The 16,194-nt window shown below is 69.9% G+C and carries 13 protein-coding genes; 2 read left to right on the forward strand and 11 right to left on the reverse strand.

Translation table 11 applies throughout. The annotated features are described in order from the left end of the window. Nucleotides 1-68 precede the first annotated feature (68 nt). Entirely contained in the window at nt 69-551 is a 483-nt protein-coding gene (locus tag ACH413_RS35310; RefSeq protein ID WP_360038427.1) for a hypothetical protein, read from the forward strand. Nucleotides 552-575: 24 nt separating this feature from the next. Here ACH413_RS35310 and ACH413_RS35315 read toward each other — a convergent pair whose 3' ends face one another. The 10 genes from ACH413_RS35315 to ACH413_RS35360 all read right to left on the reverse strand — a co-directional run bounded on the left by ACH413_RS35315 (nt 576) and on the right by ACH413_RS35360 (nt 12,779). Further along, nucleotides 576-1,853, reverse strand: coding sequence for a glycosyltransferase (locus ACH413_RS35315; RefSeq protein ID WP_360038429.1), 1,278 nt, complete (start codon nt 1,851-1,853; stop codon nt 576-578). Further along, nucleotides 1,850-4,087, reverse strand: a complete 2,238-nt coding sequence (locus ACH413_RS35320; RefSeq protein WP_360038788.1) for a glycoside hydrolase domain-containing protein — start codon at nt 4,085-4,087, stop codon at nt 1,850-1,852. Before ACH413_RS35320 ends, ACH413_RS35315 begins: the two co-directional genes overlap by 4 nt. Before the next feature lie 65 nt (nt 4,088-4,152). Continuing rightward, on the reverse strand, nt 4,153-5,478 hold the full coding sequence (locus tag ACH413_RS35325; protein WP_360038432.1) for an alpha/beta hydrolase domain-containing protein: 1,326 nt from the start codon (nt 5,476-5,478) through the stop codon (nt 4,153-4,155). A 22-nt stretch (nt 5,479-5,500) separates the two neighbouring features. Beyond that, nucleotides 5,501-6,277, reverse strand: a complete 777-nt coding sequence (locus ACH413_RS35330; protein WP_360038435.1) for an ATP-binding cassette domain-containing protein — start codon at nt 6,275-6,277, stop codon at nt 5,501-5,503. Further along, the gene (locus ACH413_RS35335; protein ID WP_360038438.1) at nt 6,277-7,134 is read right to left on the reverse strand and encodes an ABC transporter ATP-binding protein; all 858 of its coding nucleotides are present in this window, start codon (nt 7,132-7,134) and stop codon (nt 6,277-6,279) included. Before ACH413_RS35335 ends, ACH413_RS35330 begins: the two co-directional genes overlap by 1 nt. Before the next feature lie 9 nt (nt 7,135-7,143). After that, entirely contained in the window at nt 7,144-8,085 is a 942-nt protein-coding gene (locus ACH413_RS35340) for an ABC transporter permease (protein WP_360038440.1), read from the reverse strand. Between the two features lie 7 nt (nt 8,086-8,092). Continuing rightward, nucleotides 8,093-8,923, reverse strand: a complete 831-nt coding sequence (locus tag ACH413_RS35345; protein WP_360038443.1) for an ABC transporter permease — start codon at nt 8,921-8,923, stop codon at nt 8,093-8,095. A gap of 23 nt (nt 8,924-8,946) precedes the next feature. Beyond that, on the reverse strand, nt 8,947-10,494 hold the full coding sequence (locus ACH413_RS35350; RefSeq protein ID WP_360038446.1) for an ABC transporter substrate-binding protein: 1,548 nt from the start codon (nt 10,492-10,494) through the stop codon (nt 8,947-8,949). A 93-nt stretch (nt 10,495-10,587) separates the two neighbouring features. Then, the gene (locus tag ACH413_RS35355) at nt 10,588-11,688 is read right to left on the reverse strand and encodes a DUF5937 family protein (protein ID WP_360038448.1); all 1,101 of its coding nucleotides are present in this window, start codon (nt 11,686-11,688) and stop codon (nt 10,588-10,590) included. A gap of 53 nt (nt 11,689-11,741) precedes the next feature. Further along, complete coding sequence (locus ACH413_RS35360) at nt 11,742-12,779, reverse strand: lysyl oxidase family protein (RefSeq protein ID WP_396425427.1); 1,038 nt, start codon at nt 12,777-12,779, stop codon at nt 11,742-11,744. Between the two features lie 236 nt (nt 12,780-13,015). Here ACH413_RS35360 and rph point away from each other — a divergent pair, with 236 nt between their 5' ends. Next, nucleotides 13,016-15,538: a rifamycin-inactivating phosphotransferase gene (rph, locus tag ACH413_RS35365; RefSeq protein WP_360038454.1), complete on the forward strand. Its 2,523-nt coding sequence runs from the start codon at nt 13,016-13,018 to the stop codon at nt 15,536-15,538. Here the strand turns inward: rph and ACH413_RS35370 are convergent. Further along, a complete protein-coding gene (locus ACH413_RS35370) occupies nt 15,535-16,137 on the reverse strand; it encodes a TetR/AcrR family transcriptional regulator (protein ID WP_360038457.1) in 603 nt (200 codons plus the stop codon). The genes rph and ACH413_RS35370 overlap by 4 nt on opposite strands. Nucleotides 16,138-16,194: the final 57 nt, after the last annotated feature.

Raw genomic sequence — 16,194 nt, forward strand, 5'->3', positions numbered from 1 at the left:
GTGCGCGACGCCCTGCAGGGGGATACGCCTGCCCCGGCGATGGCGTTCATCCCGGCTCACGAGCCGGGGTGAGCCGCACCACTCCGCTGGACCGGCTGGCCGTCATGCAGGCCGCCGTGCGCGGCAATAGCGTTGGTGCGGGCGCGGCAAAAGCACTGCTGCGCAACGGCCTCGCAAGCAACGCCCGCCTGCGGTTCAAGGAGATTCAGGACATCGTGAGCTCACGATCGCGCCCGGCCGGCGCACAGACGCCGGACGGCACGTCCGCTCGTGAACGAACAGGCCTGGGCGAACTGATGACCGCTGTCGCAGGCGGCGACCGGACCGCGTTCGGGCAGGTCTACGACCTTCTGGCGGTGCCGTTCTACCGCCTGGTCCTGGGCGCACCGCACCGGGAGGACGGCCAGGCCGACCAGGCCGCGCTCGACGCGTGGACGCAGGTCTGGCGCGACGCTCCTCTGCTGCTGCACGGGTCACGCGGACGGCTGTCGTCCGCGGAGGCCGTCACGTGGATCATGGGCAAGGCGAGCGAATACCGCGGCCAGCGGTAGGAGAAACACCGGGGCTGCTGGGGTTCAACCCGTCAGGACGACAGGCGGGTTGGACGTGGCGAAGAGGCCGTCGAACACCCGCACACGATCGAACGACAGGGCGTGCTCGCGTGCCCGATCCGCCATGACCTGCCGCTCCTCGGCCGACATGTCGAGCACCACCCGGTCGATCGCGGCCGCGATGTGCGCGGCGTTCCCAGCCTCGACGAGGATCGCCGTCCCGCCCACCGCCTCCCCGACGCCACCGGTGGTCGTCGTGATCACCGGACCGCCGCCCGCGAGCATCTTCTCGGTCAGCGCGATGCCGAAGGTCTCGACGAAGTCCGGTTCGGGCTTGGTCGGCAGCGCGTACACGGCACAGCCGTTCATCAGCAGCGGCTTCTCCTCGTCCTCCACATCGGTCAGGAAGACGATCCGGTCGTCGTGCCGGGTGATCGCCTGGAGGTGTTCCAACTCGGGGCCGTTGCCGGCGATCACGAGCTTCAGCCGCGACCGCGCCTCGCTCCGGGCGAACGCGTCCACCAGGTCGTAGATGCCCTTGGCCCTGGTCACCCGGGACAGGAACAGCACGTACCCGTCACGTTCGAGGCCGCGGCGCGACAGGGCGGTGTCCACGAGTGCCGGATCGAGGTCGAGGTAGGCCGAGGTGTCGATCGGCGGGTAGCTGACCGTTATCCGGCGCACGCACTGGCGGGCGAACCTGGTGCCGCAGTGCGCGTCGACGGCCTCCGCGCAGGCGATGATCTCCTGCCTGGTGTACTCCGACACGGCGATCACCTGGTCGTTGGCGAGGAACCGGGTGAACAGGACCACGGCCGCCCCGAACCGCCGCTCCTTCAGGCACGAGCGGATCACGTTGGTGACGTCCGAGCCGACCGCCTTCGCGATGGTGTGGACGTCCGGTGCGTAGCCGGCCGCGCGGGCCGCGTCGACGGCGTCGCGCACCACGGCGTCGTGGGGAGCCAGGTACATCGACACGCAGGTGGTCGGGACCGGCTCGGCGAGCAGTTCGACCAGGCGTCCCGTCAGCCCGGCCAGGTAGCGGCCGTCGGGTACGCGGTAGTCGCCGACCGGCTCCGGCCGTTCCACGGTGATGCCCTCGCTGTAGGGCATGATCCGGTCCAGCGGCTTGAGCGGCAGACCTGCCGCCTGCAGCAGGGGTATCGGCCAGGTGAGCAACCGGACGTCGTCGAAGCCGCGGGTGAGCGCGGCCTCTGCCAGGTTGCGGGCTTCTCCGGAGTGACCGCAGATGACTGGGTCGGCCCGGACCACGATGACGAGACGGCGGTGTGGCCTGCTCATGTGCGAGCCCCCTTTCCGAGCGGGTCGGACACTGACGGCGGAAGGATCTTGCGTCCCCACTCCGAGGGCTGGGGGCCTAGTTCGAGCAACAACCGGCCGCCGGCGTGGACGTCGGACGCGCGCAGGTGCGCCGCGTCCAGTGGCTTGCCGTTCAGCCGGGCGGACTGCACGTACTGCGGCGGCGGGTGCTCTTCCACCCCGTCGGAACTGATGGACGTCTCGCGGTGTCCACGCGTCTCGACGACGAAGTCGCGGTCGCCGAGGTGCAGGGTGGCGTGGCTGAAGGCGGGCGCGTTGACGAGGAACAGGTTCTGCCCGGCGACCGGGAACAGGCCGAGCGAGGCCCACACGTACCAGGAGCTCAGCCCACCCGAGTCGTCGTTGCCAGGAAGGCCGCCGCGACCGGTGCCGAACTGCCAGGTCAGCGCCGCGTGCACGATCTCGGCCGTGCGGTCCGGCCGAGCCGCGTAGTGATACGACCACGGCGCTTCCATGTCCGGCTCGTTGTTCAGCCCCTCGAACCGGTTCAGCAGGTAGCCGGCCGCCATCTCCGCCGCGCCGGGCCGCCTGCCGGGCTGCGCCACCCGCGGGGCGCCGTAGCCGAAGAACGCGTCGAGCGTGCTGACGAAGGCCTCGTTCCCGCCGACCATCGCGATCCTCGCGGCCATGTCGTGCAGCAGCCGGAACGAGTAGTTCCACTTGCCGCCCTCGTAGAACGACGAGTCGAGCAGCAGGCCGGTGTCCGGGTCGAACGCGTTGGACCACAGGCGGCTGCGTGCGTCGAGGTCGTCGGCGAGCTGGACGTCGTTCAGGGACCGGGCGACGCCGGAGGTGCAGTGGCAGGCGTAGGCGAGGTCGAGCGTGTGCGAGATCGGGTGCACGACGCCGTGCTCGTAGAAGTCCTCGCCGTACATCCGGCGCAGGTCGTCGTACATGTGCACCAGCGCCCAGGTCCAGTCCAGGTCGCCGAGGCCGAGGGCGTGCGCGTCGGCCAGCGCGGTGTGGACCAGCGCGCTCGCCTGCCGGAAGAACCTGTCCGCGCCGCGGGCCATCCGGTAGCCGATGGGGAAGTTGCCTTCCTCCTCGCAGACCCGGATCAGCGACTCCAGGAGATCGACCGCCTTGTCCGGGCAGATGGCCATGAGCAACGGCAGCTGGGTCTTGTAGATGTCCCACATCGTGCAGATGTCGAACACGAAGGGCCCGGACGACGGCCAGAACGGACTCTCGTCGTCGGCGAAGCACGGCTTGATCAGCGAGTGGTACAGGGCCGTCGCGAACACCTGCCGCCTGGCCGGTGACCCGCCCTCGACCTCCACCCGGCCCACGTGGTCGCGCCACCGGGCCTTGGTCTGCGCCCGGACGAGGTCGAACGCCGTCGGCCCGTCACCGCATTCGCGATACAGGTTCTCCCGAGCCTGGTCACAGCCGCGCAGCGAGAACCCGATCTGGATCTCGACGCTCTGCCCCGCGGTGGTGGGGCCCATGTAGAGCATCCCGAACGGGCGCAGCGTGGTCTGCCTGATGCGGTCGAAGTCGAGCCGCGTGCCACCCTCGATCAGCCGGCGGTCGTGCCAGAGCATCTGCCGCCAGCCCGGACTGTCGACCCTGATGTACACCGACAGCGGCACGCCTTCGACGACCACCGTGCCCTGGGCGCGGCCGTTGCCCAGGCTTTCCACGTGCGCGCGCAGCGGCACCGTGCGGCCGAGGTCGATGGCCAGTCCACCGCTGGACAGGTCGACGACGACCCGTGCGCTGCGATGCTCGGGGAAGACGTACCGGTGGACGGCGACCTTGGCGCCGACGGTGACCTCACAGCGAATGCCGGTGTCGAGAGTGGCCGCGTAGTACCCGGCCTCAGCGGTCTCGTCATGCAGCGGCCAGGCCTCGCCGAGGACGTCCAGCTGCTGCACCATCGGGGTCACCCGCACGTAGTTGTAGTACTTGCGGATCGCACCGGTGCCGGACTGCTGGAAGTGCGTGAAACCGGACGCCTGCAGCCGGTCGAACAGCTCCTCCGGCTGTCCCTCGGTGTTCTTCATGTAGAGGCCGTATCCGGTCGGATAGGCACCGGAGTAGGCGCAGGCGGACACCATGCCCAGCGGGGACGTCGCGCCGGGGTGGGTGTTGCCCACCTGCGCTTTCGGCCACCACCAGGTGGCCGCCAGCCCCTGCGCCGCGGGCAGTGAGGTGGCAGCCGTTCCGATGAATGGATCAATTTCGTCGAGGATGGCGAGACACTATGTCGGCGCGGGCACCACGTTGGTTTCAGCGACGTGAACATGTGGCCGGGTGCTCAGCGCCGCAGCTCCTCGGCGTCGATCGGCAGGTAGGTCTGCTCCTGCAGGTACTGCTCCAGCCGGTCCGCGACCTTCCGCTGCCACCTCTCGACGTCGCCGTACAGCTGCTCGAACGTCGTGGGGTCGAAGGGGATCTCGTTGCCGTGGTACCAGCTGGGGCGGCCGAGCGGGGTCGCGGCGGTCAGCGTGGACGTCGGCACGTCCACGTAGGTGGTGCGCCAGCCGCCGCGTGCGTTGCCGTGCTCGTCGCGCAGGATCTCGTCGGTGTCCCCCTCGGTGGCGAGCACCTTGCTCGGCGCCGGTGCCCGGCCGGTGTCCGACCAGTCCAGCAGTGCCTGCCACAGCGCGTGGTGGACGTGGCTGTTCGGGAAGGTGCTCCACCTCGCTCCGGACGGGAGCGGGCAGCCGGCCAGCCGTTCGCGGTCCGCGGCGGACATCTCCCTGGTCTCCCGGTGGGCCATGCCGGCCACCTCGTACAGGCGGAAGCTCGCGCTGTCAGGACGGCGGTGGCTCAGGCCGCGCACCTGGCCGCCCACCCCGCAGCGGCGGCGGACGCTCTGGAACTCCGCCTCACCGAGCACCTCGATCACCGGGACGTCGATGTCGGGCAGGGCGGGGCCTCCAGACGCTCCCGGCAGGTAGCCGTCGAACGCGGGTGCGTCGCCGGGCAGTCGCAGGCGGTTGTGGTGGTGGCGGACGAACTCGCGCACGACGCCGCCGGTCTGCGAGATGCCGCCGAGGTAGACCTTGCGGGCCTTGATCCCGCCGCCGGGCAGGCCTTCGCGCAACGCGGCGGAGACCTGGGCCAGGATCTCCGGCGACTGCGGTGTCGCGTCCCACCACCGCCGCATGAAGCTGTCGTACTCCGCGACCACGTCGGCGTAGTCCGCGTCCGGCGAGAACGGAATGGTGGCGGCGAACTGTTGGGAGAGCGGGCTTTCCGCGAACGTGAACGTGCGGTACCGGTCCGGGGCGGCTCCGGCGATCAGGCCCATCGCCGACGGTGCCTGCGAGTCGATCTCGACCCAGACGTGGTTGTTCCGCATGACGAACCGGTTGATCGCGCGCCACACCGAAGTGCCGCCCCAGATGTGACTCGCCTCGGCGATCACGGTGCCGCTGAACCGGGCCGGGTCAGCCGGGCGGCGGATCAGGATCCTGGTGCCGTAGGGGGTTCCGGCTGCCTCGCCGGAGACCAGGTACTCCTCCTGGACGTAGTCGTAGCGCGCCAGCCGGTCGGTGCCGTAGGGCTCCAGCACGACGGCGCGGGAGCCGGGGACGTCCGGGTGCGGGCCGGTGACGATGGCCGCGTTGACGAACATGCAGGTCCTTTCTTCTGTGCCGTCACAGGGAAGGTGCGGCGTCGAGCAGAGTCCGCGTGTAGGGCTCGCGCGGGGAGTCGAAGATCTCGTCACGGCTGCCGAACTCGACGAGCGCGCCGGCGCGCATCACGGCGACCTGGTCGCTGATGAACTCGACCACCGCCATGTCGTGGGAGACGAACAGCATCGCGAAGCCCCGCGCCTGCTGGATGTCCTTGAACAGGTTCAGGATCTGGGCCTGGACCGAGACGTCGAGCGCGGAGACGGGTTCGTCGGCGACGAGGAGGTCCGGTTCGAGCGCGAGGGCCCTGGCGATCGAGATGCGCTGCCGCTGGCCACCGGAGAACTCGTGCGGCAGCCTGCCGAGGCCGGTGCGGGCGAGCCCGACCTCGTCGGCCAGGGCGGCGGCGCGGTGCCGGCGTTCGGCACGGGTGTGCAGGTCCTGCGCGCGGAACGGTTCGACGAGCAGGTCCTCCAGGGTCATCCGGGGGTTGAGCGAGTTGGACGAGTCCTGGAAGACCATCTGCATCGTCCGCCGGAACGGGCGCATCTTCTTCGGTGTCAACGAGGACAGGGCCTGACCGTGCACGGTCACCCGGCCGCGGTCCGGCGTCAGCAGGCCGACGGCCATGCGGCCGAGCGTCGACTTGCCGCTGCCCGACTCCCCCACCAGGCCGACCGTCCGGCCGGCGTGCACCTGGAGGCTCACCTCGGTGACGGCGGCCGTGCGGCGGCGCGCGAAGAACGGTCCGGCGGCGAAGTCCTTGCCGACACCGTCGAGGTCCAGCACCACGTCCATCACGCGCCTCCCGCCATCGCACGGGTCTGGTCCAGCACCGCGCGGTCGATCGTCGGCAGCCGGTCGACGCGGCGGCCGAGCCGGGGTGCCGCGTCGATCAGCGCACGGGTGTAGGGCTGTTCGGGTTGCTCGATGATCTGCGCGGTGGGGCCCTGTTCGACGACCCGTCCGTCGTACATCACCAGCACCTCGTCGCTGTAGCGGGCGACCAGGCCGAGGTCGTGACTGATCAGCACGAGGGCGAGGTCGAGCTCCTCGCGCAGCCGCACGAGCAGCCGCAGGATCTGTTGCTGCACGGTGGGATCGAGCGCCGTCGTCGGTTCGTCGGCGAGCAGCAACCGGGGACCGCACGAGATCGCCATGGCGATCATGACGCGTTGCCGCATGCCGCCGGACAACTCGTGCACGTACGCGTCGAGCACCTTCCGTTCGCCACCCAGCCCGACCTGCTCCAGCAGTTCGAGAGCACAATCACGGGCCTCCCGGCGACCAAGTCCGAGGTGGTGGCGCAGCGGGCGGATCATCTGGGTTCCTATGCGCAGCAACGGGTGCAGGGCGCTCATCGGTTCCTGGAACACGTAACCGATCTCCGCTCCCCCACGGGCACGGCGTCGTCTCGCCGGCTCGCCGAGCAGCTCCGTGCCGTCGAAGAACACCGAGCCCTCCGCCGTGATCTGGGGCGGCAGGATGCCCATCACGGCGGCGGCGGTGATGCTCTTGCCCGATCCGGACTCGCCAACGACGGCGAGCGTCCGTCCACGGTGGACTTCGAAGCCGACGTCCCTGACCAAGGACAGGTCTCCGACGCGCGCCGAGAGCCCGGACACGCGCAGTACTGGCTCTGTTGTGGTGTGCACGCCGACTCCTCAGTAGCGGATGCGCGGGTCGAGCAGCGAATAGAGCAGGTCGATCACGAGGTTGAGCAGGACGTAGACCACGGCGATGAAGAAGATGCAGCCCTCGATCACCGGGTAGTCGCGGCGTTGCACCGCGGTCAGCAGCAACTGGCCCAGCCCCGGGATCGAGAAGATCGACTCGGTGACCACGGCCCCGCCCATCAGCGAGCCGGTGGTCAGCCCGACGACGGTCACCATCGGCACCACGGCCGCGCGGAACACGTACTTGCGGATCACCGTGCGTTCGGGCAGTCCCATCGACCGCGCGGTCGTCACGAACGGCTGGTGCAGCGAGTCCAGCACCCCGGCCCGGCTGTACCGGAACAGCGTGGCCGCCTCCAGCAGTCCCAGTGAGATCGCCGGCAACGCCAGGTGGTGCAGGAACAGCAGGGGGTCCTCGGTGAACGAGACGTACCCCGCCACCGGGAAGACCTGCCACACCACGCCGAACACCGCGATCAGCAGGACGGCGAGCCAGAAGCTCGGCAACGCGATCCCGACCGACGACCCGAAGACCAGCACCCGGTCGAGGAGACCGTGCCTGCGGGTGCCTGCCGCGATGCCGAGGACCGGGCCGATCAGCACCGCCACGGCGAGCGCGAGAACGGTGAGCTGCACCGTGACCAGCGCGTGCTCGGCCACGAGGCCCGACACCGCCTGATCCGCGAACAGCGAGTTCCCGAAGTCGAGCCGCACGACCCTGCCGAGCCAGGTGAGGAACTGCTCCCAGAGCGAGGCGTCCAGTCCGAGCCTGGTCCGGACCTCCGCGATCTCCTCCGAGGTCGCGGCGTCGCCCGCGATGGCCGCCGCCGGGTCACCGGGTGCCAGGCGCAGCATGACGAACAGGAGCACCATCGGAACGGCGACGGTGGGCAGCAGCGCGCCGAGGCGCTTGAGGAGGTAGTTGGTCACGGGGTTCTCACTTCCTCGCCGACCGGGGGTCGAACACGTCGCGGAGGCCGTCGCCGAGCAGCACGAGCCCGAGCACGGTCAGCACGATCGCGAGGCCCGGGAACACCCCGATCCACCAGGCCGAGTAGAAGTACTGCTGGGCGGCCGACAGGCTGGTGCCCCAGCTCGGCACGTCGGGAGGCAACCCGATGCCGAGGAAGCTCAGCGCCGCCACGGACAGCACGGTCACCGAGAACGCCAGCGCCGCCTGCACGATCGTCACCGACAACGCCTCCGGCGCGACGTAGCGGAGCAGCACCCAGCTCGTCCGCGATCCCAGTGAGGTCGTCGACTCCACCATCGGCATCGCCTTCACCGCGAGCGCCGCACCGCGCACGACGCGGGTCACCATCGGGATCAGCACGACGGTCAGCCCGGTGATCATCGTGGCGACGCCGTCGCCCAGCACCCCGACCAGGCTGATCACCAGCACGATCGAGGGGAACGACATCAGGCCGTCCACCACCCGCATCACCACGGCGTCGACCCAGCGGAAGTAACCGCACAGCACCCCCAGCACGTAGCCGGTGCAGACGGCGAGCGCGGTGGTGACGGCGCCGATGCCCAGGGACGTGCGGGCTCCGTGGACCACCATCGTCCAGAGGTCGCGGCCCTTCTCGTCGGTGCCGAACCAGTGGCCCGCACCGGGCGGGCGCAACGTGCTGGTGGGATCGACGCGGTAGGGGTCGCCGCCGAGCAGCGGGGCCAGCAGGGCGAGCACGACCATCAGCCCGAGCAGCGCGGCCCCCGCCATCGCGGTCCGATCGCGCATCAGGTCGCGGAAACGTTGTCGCAGCATGGGATTCCTTCGTACGAGGTGAGCTAGCGACCGAGCCAGACGTTGTAGAAGCCGCGGACCGTGCCGAGCGCCGGCGTGAACCCGCCGATGCGCGTGCTGGTGACGGCGAGGTTCCCCTCGAAGCCGAGCTTCACGAACGGGAGATCGGTCCAGACGAGCTCCTGCAGTTCGGTCCACGCGGCCTGCCGGGCGGGTTCGTCGGCGCCGGAGAGGATGCGGTTCATGAGCGCGTTCTTCGCCGGGGTGTTCCACCAGCCGGGGAAGCCGGAGCTGAAGAACACCACCGTCAACGGGTCGGAGTAGCTGGTGCCGGTGGCGAGGAACATGTCCCACTGCGCCGGGTCGGCACGCCGCGAGGTGAAGCTGGTCTCGTCGGTGGCCTGCAACGACACGGTGATCCCGGCGGCGGCAAGTTGCTGGCGGACGAGTTCGGCGTGCGGGTCGCGGCTGGGCCGGTAGAGCACCCGCAACGGCGTGCCGTCGTAGCCCGCCTCCGCCAACGCCTTCCGCGCGCCCTCGACGTCCGGGGCCGCCCGGTAGATCTGGCTTCCCGCGGTCGAATGCCACGGCGAGGTGTCCAGGAACATGCCGGAGTCGTCGAGGAAGTTCTCGGTGGAGCCTAGGCTCTGCAGGGCGATCTGCTTCGGGTCCAGCGCGCGCTGAACGGCTTGGCGCAACTTGAGGTTCGTCGCCGGTCCCTGCTTGAGGTTGAACTGCACGAGCCGGAACTGGCCGCCCGGCACGACGACCGGGTTCAGCTTGTCGTCGCGCCGGTAGCTCGGCAGCTGGTCCATCAACGGCCCGGACGGCGCGATGTCGACGGCGTCGGTCCGCAGCTGGTTCAGGACGTTGGACTCGTTGTAGGGCACGAACTTGATGCGGTCGGCGTAGGCGGTCTTCGCGCCGCTGGCACCGTCCGACGGCTCGGCGCGGGCCCGGTAGCCGTCGAAGCGGTCGAGCACCACCTGCCGGTCCGGTACGAACTCGCGGAGCTTGTACGGACCCGTGCAGACGATGCGCGGCAAGGGCTTGTTCGGCGGCACGCCGGCCACGAGCCGCGCGGGCATGACGTACGCGGCGGTGTCCGGAGTGGACAGCAGCGCGGGAACGGCGGAGCTGGGCTGCTTGAGCTTGATGACGACGGTCAGGTCGCCGGCTGCGGAGACGGTGTCGAGGATCTTGCCGAACGTCGCGCCGGGGCTGCTCCCCGCGTACCGCTTCAGCGATGCCACGACGTCCTCGGCGCGCAACGGCTGGCCGTCGTGGAACGTGACTCCCCCGCGTAGGCGGACGGTGTAGGTGGTGGCGCCGTCGTACTCGTAGTCCTGGACCAGTCCGTTGTGCACGACCATGCGGGCGTCGTTCTCCCAGAGCCCCTCGCACATCGTCGCGGCGGCGAGCCAGTTGCTCCGCAGCGTCGAGTACACCGGGTCGAGCGCGGTGGGCATGCTCGCGATCACCAGCTCCCCACCGCGACGAGGGGTGGTCGTGTCCACAGTGGCCTTGGCGGCGCATCCGGCCACTGTGGACACCACGAGCGCTGCGGCGAGCAGGCGGCGAAGCGTCTTCATCGGCACTCCTGGGGACGTCGGGCGGCGAGTGGCGCCAAGTATGCGTCCGGGCCCGTGCCGAAGAGCCGTGAGTTACCGGGGGTGCGGTAATGGTCAGCCGACGATGCCGGAGACCAGGTCGTAGCCGATGCCGTAGAGCCTGCTGGTCTGGATGCGGTGCTGAACGGTGCGCCCGTGCCGCGCCGACACGACCAGGCCGACCTCGCGCAGGCGCCGCAGATGACGGGACACCTGCGGCTGGGTCATCCCCGTCCGCCAGGCCAGCTCGGTGGTGGTGCACTGCTCGTTGATCAGGTGCCGGCAGATCTCGAGCCGGCCCGCGTCGGTGAGCACGAGCATCCGCTCCCGGATCTTGTCGAGGGTGTCCGCACCCCGCGGCCCGTGCTGCTCCGCGGGGTACTGCACGACGACCGGCGGCTGCTGCGGCCAGTTCTTCAGCTTCTCGTCCTTGACCAGCAGGTGCGGGTGCCCGAAGTGGGACGGCACGAGCACCAGCCCGCGCCCCCGCACCGTCACGGCCGCCTGCTGGAGCTTGCTGAACTCGACGGTGTGCTCGGCGACGTCGATGACGGCGTTGGGCGAGAGCGACCCCACGACCAGCGGCAACGGCTCCGTGCGCAGCGACGCCTCGACCCGCTCCGCCGATCGTTCGAGAGCCGGCCGCAGCCGGCGCCACAGCACCCCGAAGAACGTCTCCGACGCCACGTGCAGCAGCCCGAGCAACCGGACGCGGAACCTCTCCGGATCCGCCACGAGCTCACCGGCCAGTACACCGCGCCGCGTGGACCGTTCCCCGCACGCCCGGACGAACGCCTGCGCGCTGGCGGTGTCGTCCAGCGGCCAGCCGAAGTTCTGCCGGAGCCCGAAGATCGCCATCCCGGCCATCTGGATGAACACGCCGAGGTCCAGATCCGCTATCTCGGCGAGCTCGGCCTCCAGGTCGCCGGTACCCGCCGACGTGAGCGGCAGCATCAGTCGGGTGCGGAACCGGGCCCACAGCGGGGCGAACGCGACGCACTCCGCCGCCGCAGGTCCTGGCAGGTCGGCGAGCACCCTGCGCGCCCACGTGCCCCGGTCCGGGTGGTGGCCCGGTTCCGCCAGCACGTGCAGGCACGCCATGAGCTCGGCGGTCGCCGAACACCGGGCCGACACCTCGGCCGGGCGCACGCCGTGCAGTCGCAGCAGGACGGACATGACGACCGAGTGTAGGCCGCGACCGTCCGATCAGGATTCCGCGAACGCCCGGTTCAGCGGCAGTCGCAACAGCAGCAGCCCGCGCACTCCGGCCTGCCCGGCGCGGGTTCCCGGATCGGGCCGCTGCGGGCGCGGGCGAGCAGGTCGTCCGCCCGGAACTGTCCCGAGCACCGCTCCTGCCCGGGACAGCTGCGGAGCAACGTGACGGCGGGGGCCTCGGTGATCACCGCGGGCCGCCGCTTCGCCCCGCCCGGCCACTGCACCGAGAGGGAGATCGAGGAGGAGTTGTTGTCGTAGCGGGACTCGACGAGCGTGCGGTCGGAGTTGACCGTGTTGACCAGGTCGTAGGTGCCCGAGGTGACGTTGGTGAGGTCGAGCCACTGGAAGTCGACGCCCTTGCGGTAGTCGTCGCCGCTGCCGGCGGAGATGCCCTCGAACATCTCGGTGGCGTCCGGGTCGTTCCTGCCGCAGTTGCTCTTCTTCAGGCGTTCGGCGAGCTGGCCCTCCGGACTGGCCGCGTCGGGCAGCGGACCCGCGTCGGCGTTCCGGTACCGGTCGCCCAGGCAGAAGCCGTTCTTGCGGTCGGCGACCACCGTCCGGCCTCCCGGCGTGCGCAACTGCATCCGCGCGAACCCCATGAGGTGCCAGTGCAGGTGCGTGGGCGTCGGCTCGTAGTACATCGACGTGGCAGTGGCGCGCCGGGCGTCGTCGTAGGTGCCGGGGATCGGTCCGCCGCGCGAGGTCTGGAACGCCTGGCGCACGGACATCTCGTCCGAGGTCCGGTCGGGCCGGCGGCCGTGCAGCATCAACGGGCCTTCGCCCACGTTGTCCATCGCGGTGGTGAACCGGATCCGGACGGCCCGGATCTCACCGGACGTCACGCACTCCCCGTTGGGCGCCTGGGCATCGGCGACCAGGCAGACGTCCCAGTCGCGGCACAGCGAGGGATCGCCGCCGTAGCCACCGGCACATCCGACCGGTGCCTGGCGGAGATCGGGAAGCAGGGGCTCGTCCGCCCCAGCCGGTTGCGCCAACGTGAGAGCCAGCGCCAACGTCAACGCTGCCGCGCTCCACCTTCTACCAGAACCCACGGCGGACAAGGCTAGAGCCGGACACGGCCGTCTCCCCCGCACTGGCGCCAGGTGTACCCGGCCGAGTGAACGATTGCCCGGGGCCGAAGACGAAAAATGGGGAGATCTCCTCTCCCCACTTCAACGTATAGCGCACCCCTGGGCTTGCGGCAAGACCCAGTTCGTCGCGCACAATCTCCCGCCTGAAGCAAAGCTCGTGCCAGTGCGCGAGACGAGAAATCGGGGGAAACGAACGGATGAGCGGCTATGTGGTCGGTCTCGATGAAGTCGACGGCACGCGAATTTCGCTCTGTGGCGGAAAAGGAGCGAACCTGGGAGAGCTCACGCGATTCGAGGGCGTCCAGGTTCCTCCCGGCTTCTGCGTGACGACTGAAGCGTTCGACCGGGTTCTGCGGGAGGCGCCGTCGATCGGCGAGCGACTCGACCGGTTGGGACTTCTCGCAGCGGACGACCGGGAGGAGATCGCCGCGCGGAGTGTGGAGGTGCGTCAGGAGATCGAACGCCTCGAGATGCCCGGCGAAGTGGCGGCGGCGATCACGGACGCGCTGGCACGACTCGGCGAGCAGATCCCCTGCGCGGTCCGGTCGAGCGCGACGGCGGAGGACCTGCCGACCGCGTCGTTCGCGGGTCAGCAGGACTCGTACCTGAACATCGTGGGAACGGAGGAGGTTCTGCGGCACGTCGTCCGGTGCTGGGCCTCGCTGTTCACCGAGCGCGCCGTGACCTACCGGCTGCGCAACGGTTTCGACCACCGCGGCGTGCGGATGGCGGTGGTCGTGCAGCAGATGGTCTCCGCGGACTCGGCCGGCGTTCTCTTCACCGCCGACCCCGTCACGTCCAGCCGCCGGATCTCCTGCGTCGAAGCCGTTTTCGGGCTCGGTGAGTCCTTCGTGTCCGGTCTGGTGAACGCGGACATGTACCGCGTCCTCGACGAGGAGATCATCGAGAAGGCGATCGCCACCGGCCAACCGACGCTGACGGACGCACAGGTGGTGCGGCTGACCCGGCTCGGCCGGCGGATCGAGGAGCACTTCGGCAGGCCCCAGGACATCGAGTGGTGCCTGGCGGGCGACGAGTTCCAGATCGTCCAGAGCAGGCCGATCACGACGCTGTTCCCCGTTCCGGAGACCGGCGACGACGACAACCACGTCTACGTCTCGGTCGGCCATCAGCAGATGATGACCGACGCCATGAAGCCGCTGGGCCTCTCCGTCTGGCAGCTGACGACGCCCAGGCCGATGGCGATCGCGGCGGGGCGGCTCTTCGTCGACGTCACCCCGATCCTCGCCTCGCCCCAGAGCAGCGCCGCGTTCCTGGACGTCGCGGACAAGTCCGATCCGCTGATGGGCGACGCCCTGCGCACCGTCCTGGGCCGCACCGGCTTCGTCGCGGCGGGCGACGGCGCCGGACCGTCGTTCCCCGGCACCGCGCAGGCCGAGATCGACACCGATCCGGACCTCGTCACCGAGCTGATCGGCAACGCCGAGGCGTCCGTCGCCGTGCTGAAGCGGGAGATCCGGGGGAAGTCCGGAGCGGACCTGATCGAGTTCGTGCTCGCGGACTTCGCGGAGCTGCGCCGGATCCTGTTCGACCCGCGCAGCAACCAGGTGATCATGGCCGGGATGCAGGCGACGTGGTGGCTCAACGAGAACCTGCTCGACTGGCTCGGCGAGAAGAACGCCGCCGACACCCTGACGCTGTCCGCTCCGCACAACGTCACGTCCGAGATGGGACTGGCGCTGCTCGACGTCGCGGACGCGATCCGCCCGCACCCCGAGGTCGTCGCGTTCCTGCAGAGCGCCGGCGACGACTTCCTCGACGAACTGCCAGGGCTCCCAGGCGGTTCGGAGGCACGCGACGCCATCCAGGACTACCTCGGCAAGTACGGAATGCGCTGCGTCGGCGAGATCGACATCACCAGGACGCGGTGGAGCGAGCAACCGTCCGCGCTCCTGCCGATGATCCTCACCAACGTCCGGAACTTCGAGCAGGGCGCCGCCGAGCTCCGCTTCGACCAGGGCCGGCAGGAGGCGTGGAAGAAGGAGCAGGAGGTCCTGGAACGCCTGCTCGTCCTCCCCGACGGCGAGCAGAAGGCCGCCGACACCAAGCGGATGATCGACCGCGTGCGCACGTTCATCGGCTATCGGGAGTACCCGAAGTACGGGATGATCAGCCGTTACTTCGTCTACAAGCTGGCGTTGCTGGCGGAAGCCGGACGTCTGACCGGCGCGGGCCTGCTGGAGTCCGAAGAGGACGCGTTCTTCCTGACGCTGCAGGAACTTCTCGAGCTGACGCGCACCGGCCAGAGCTACGGCGAGGTGATCCGCGAGCGCAGGGAGGCCTTCAAGTCGTACGAGGTGCTCACTCCCCCGCGCGTGCTCACCTCCGACGGCGAGGCCATCAGCGGCAGCTACCGGCGCGACGACCTGCCGGAAGGCGCGCTCTCCGGCCTGGCCGTCTCCGGCGGGACCGTCGAAGGACGGGCCAGGGTCGTCCTGAACGTGGCGGACGCCGACCTGGAGCCGGGCGACATCCTCGTCACCGCCTACACAGACCCGAGCTGGTCACCGCTGTTCGTGGCGATCTCGGGCCTGGTGACGGAGGTCGGCGGCATGATGACGCACGGCGCGGTGATCGCGCGGGAGTACGGACTGCCGGCGGTCGTCGGCGTCGACCAGGCCACCCGGACGATCCAGGACGGTCAGCGGATCAGGGTGAACGGGACCGACGGGTTCGTCGAGATCCTTCCGGCCGGCTAGCGAACTGCGGGGCTGGGGAACGGGATCGCCTTGGTGTGCAACAGGTCGAGCGTGTCGCGGGTGATGTCCGTGACGTCGGCCTTGCCGCCGTTCGCGGTCCACGTCTGCACGACGACCTCGATCACGTTCATGGTGCTCGCGGCGGTCAGCGCGGCGTGCAGCACGTCCCCGGTCCCGCCCTCCCGGCGGAGGATCTCCTCGGCCAGCCGCTGCCGCCAGCTCCAGCACAGGTCGGCCAGGCCGGCCCGCAGCCCCGTGGTCTTGTCGAAGATGTCGTACAGCGCGAGCAGGCGCGCCGAGTTCGCCCCGATCGTCTGCTCGACGCTGTCGACGACGGCGTAGAGCGCCTCGGACAGCGGCGTTTCGTCGGGCTGGGCGAGGAAGGCGTCCATCGCCGCGTCGAGGCCGTTCTCCACGAAGCTGACGACCAGCGCCTCTTTGGTGGAGTAGTAGCGGTACAGCGTTCGCGTGCCGACCTCGGCCGCGGCGGCGATCTGCTCGATGGTGGTGTCGTCGTACCCCTGCGCGACGAACAGGTCGAACGCCGACTCGGCGATGAACCTCCGGGTGCGTTCCATCTTCGTCTCGCGCAAGCCCACAGCGCACCTCCCTGCCCCGTCTCCCGCGAACGGTAGCACTGCCACATGGCAGTCACT

The organism is Lentzea sp. NPDC020367 (assembly GCF_044387305.1).
Lineage (GTDB): Bacteria > Actinomycetota > Actinomycetes > Mycobacteriales > Pseudonocardiaceae > Lentzea.

What these genes read in the sequence shown, in the direction of transcription:
- ACH413_RS35315 (WP_360038429.1), bottom strand. Translation starts at nt 1,853, where the DNA reads ATGAGCAGGCCACACCGCCGTCTCGTCATCGTGGTCCGGGCCGACCCA.
- ACH413_RS35325 (WP_360038432.1), bottom strand. Translation starts at nt 5,478, where the DNA reads ATGTTCGTCAACGCGGCCATCGTCACCGGCCCGCACCCGGACGTCCCC.
- ACH413_RS35330 (WP_360038435.1), bottom strand. Translation starts at nt 6,277, where the DNA reads ATGGACGTGGTGCTGGACCTCGACGGTGTCGGCAAGGACTTCGCCGCC.
- ACH413_RS35345 (WP_360038443.1), bottom strand. Translation starts at nt 8,923, where the DNA reads ATGCTGCGACAACGTTTCCGCGACCTGATGCGCGATCGGACCGCGATG.
- ACH413_RS35350 (WP_360038446.1), bottom strand. Translation starts at nt 10,494, where the DNA reads ATGAAGACGCTTCGCCGCCTGCTCGCCGCAGCGCTCGTGGTGTCCACA.
- ACH413_RS35355 (WP_360038448.1), bottom strand. Translation starts at nt 11,688, where the DNA reads ATGTCCGTCCTGCTGCGACTGCACGGCGTGCGCCCGGCCGAGGTGTCG.
- rph (WP_360038454.1), top strand. Translation starts at nt 13,016, where the DNA reads ATGAGCGGCTATGTGGTCGGTCTCGATGAAGTCGACGGCACGCGAATT.